The organism is Neisseria sp. HMSC070F02, from assembly GCF_001814225.1.
GTDB classification, from domain to species: domain Bacteria; phylum Pseudomonadota; class Gammaproteobacteria; order Burkholderiales; family Neisseriaceae; genus Neisseria; species Neisseria meningitidis.
The window spans coordinates 1-1,989 of the sequence record NZ_KV815440.1 but is presented as its reverse complement, the minus strand read 5'-3'; the positions used below and the strand labels follow the sequence as shown (position 1 = coordinate 1,989).

The 1,989-nt window shown below is 35.1% G+C and carries 1 protein-coding gene and 1 pseudogene; both read left to right on the top strand.

Annotated elements, in window-relative coordinates:
* The first annotated feature begins 91 nt into the window (after window positions 1–91).
* Window positions 92–541 carry a hypothetical protein gene (locus tag HMPREF2959_RS06600; protein ID WP_002237153.1) on the top strand — a complete coding sequence of 150 codons (450 nt, stop codon included), beginning with the start codon at window positions 92–94 and terminating at the stop codon, window positions 539–541.
* Window positions 542–1,097: 556 nt separating this feature from the next.
* Window positions 1,098–1,989 (top strand): annotated as a pseudogene (locus tag HMPREF2959_RS06590) (calcium-binding protein); the annotation flags it as partial.

Sequence of the window (1,989 nt, the reverse complement as noted above, 5' to 3'; positions counted from 1 at the left end):
ACTTATTACGTTTTTTTATCCAGAGATTATAAACGTATCTAAGTTGTAGTCTCTTAATAATATAATATTTTAGTTGATGGAAGGTGTTGTCATGCAACCCGGTTCTAAGAATGATGAAAAAAATAAGATTACACTAAATGAATTCAATAATGCCATTGTAACTATTTTCTCTGATGAAAATGTGGTTAGGGCAATCGGTACAATTAACACAATGCATGGGGAGTATTTAACTCGTTCGCATAAAATAGATCAACAAAAATTTTTGAGTGATGGTGAGCGGTTGTCTAGTAAAGCGAAAGATTTTCAGCACTCAGCAGAAAAAACTCAAAGGGCTTTAAAAGAAGGGATTGGAAGGGCTGCTAGTAAATTTCATGCCAATTCGAAGGAGGCATTTGTTGCAAGAAAAATGCAAAGTGATTTGCAAAAGAAGTTAAATGCTAGTAACTATAACAAGCAACAATATGCAAGACAAGCAGTCACAGCTTTGGAAAATGCTTCAAAAGCAGAAAATAAAGGTAATATTGCATTTTATCTTAACTAAACTAAAATTAGTTTTCTTGAGAGGAAAGTATTAATGGATTTTTTTAATTTTTTCGAGCAAGGATATTTTAAAAAACTCGCGGTTGAAAATGGATTAAATACTGAATATTTTATATTTCAATTTATAGTATGTAATCTATTTAGTATTTTCGTTATTATTTTAATGAATTTTATAAAAAATTACGCTGTGCTTATTGTTTTAATAGTAATTGTTAGTATATTATTTGGACTAATTTTAAAAAATAAAACTATGTCTTTAATAAAGAATAAAGAAAAATTTTTATGTGGTTTGTTTCCGTTGGATGTGCCGATTTTTAAATATACAATGCCTAGTTATTTTAAACTTATAAATAAGAATATGAGGTGGCTTTTTCACATGAATGTTTTCTGTTTATTTTTTATTTGTTTTTCAATATATCTAATTAATAAAGGAGAGAATCAGTATATTGCTTATTTTAGTTGTTATTTTTTCGGACTTACTTATCCATTAATTAATTATTTGATATTATTACACAGAGAATATAAACGTATTCAGTTCTAAATTTGGAGGTGCTATTATGTATTCGAATAATGCTATAACTAATAATAGAAACAATATTACACTAGGTGCGTATAGGGATGCTATTATTTCCATATTTTCTGATGAAAATGTGGTTAGGGCGATTGGTACGATTAACTCAATGTACGAAGAATATTTGACCCGTTCGCACAAGATAGATCAAAAAGAATTTTTAAGGGAGGGTGAGCGTCTGTCTGCTAAGGCAAGAGAATTCCAACGCACAGCAGAAGAGGCACAAAAAAGCTTAAAAGAAGGAATTGGAAGAGCTGCTAGTAAATTTCGTGGTAATTCAAAGGAGGCATTTGTTGCAAGAAAAGTACAAAGTGATTTGCAAAAAGCATTGAATGCTAGCAACTATAACAAGCAGCAATATGCAAGACGTGCGGCAACAGCGTTAGAGAATGCTTCAAAATCAAAAGTTATGGCAGCGAATTTGGGTAAGTTTACTTATGGGGCAACTGTTGCCATGGGAACTTTGAGTATGGGAAGTGCTTGGTGGAAAGCCTTGGATGGAGAAGGAAATTGGAGTGATGTTGGTCTCTCATCAGCTTCTTTTTTGGGTGGGCTAATGGGCGTCCAATGGGGTGCGGCTTTGGGTGTTGGGGCTTTTGGTTTACTTACTGGTGGCGCAGGTTGGCTAGTAGTTGGAGCTATACTTGGAGGTGGCGCAGGAGCTTGGTGGGGATCATTAGGAGCTGAAAAAGCTTGGAGATGGTTTGAGGATTTCTTAAATCTTAACCGCAGCGACAAATACCACGTTTACGACCCCCTCGCCCTAGATCTAGACGGCGACGGTATAGAAACCGTTGCCACCAAAGGCTTTGCAGGTGCATTGTTCGACCACCGCAATCAAGGCATCCGCACCGCCACCGGTTGGGTTGCTGCCGATG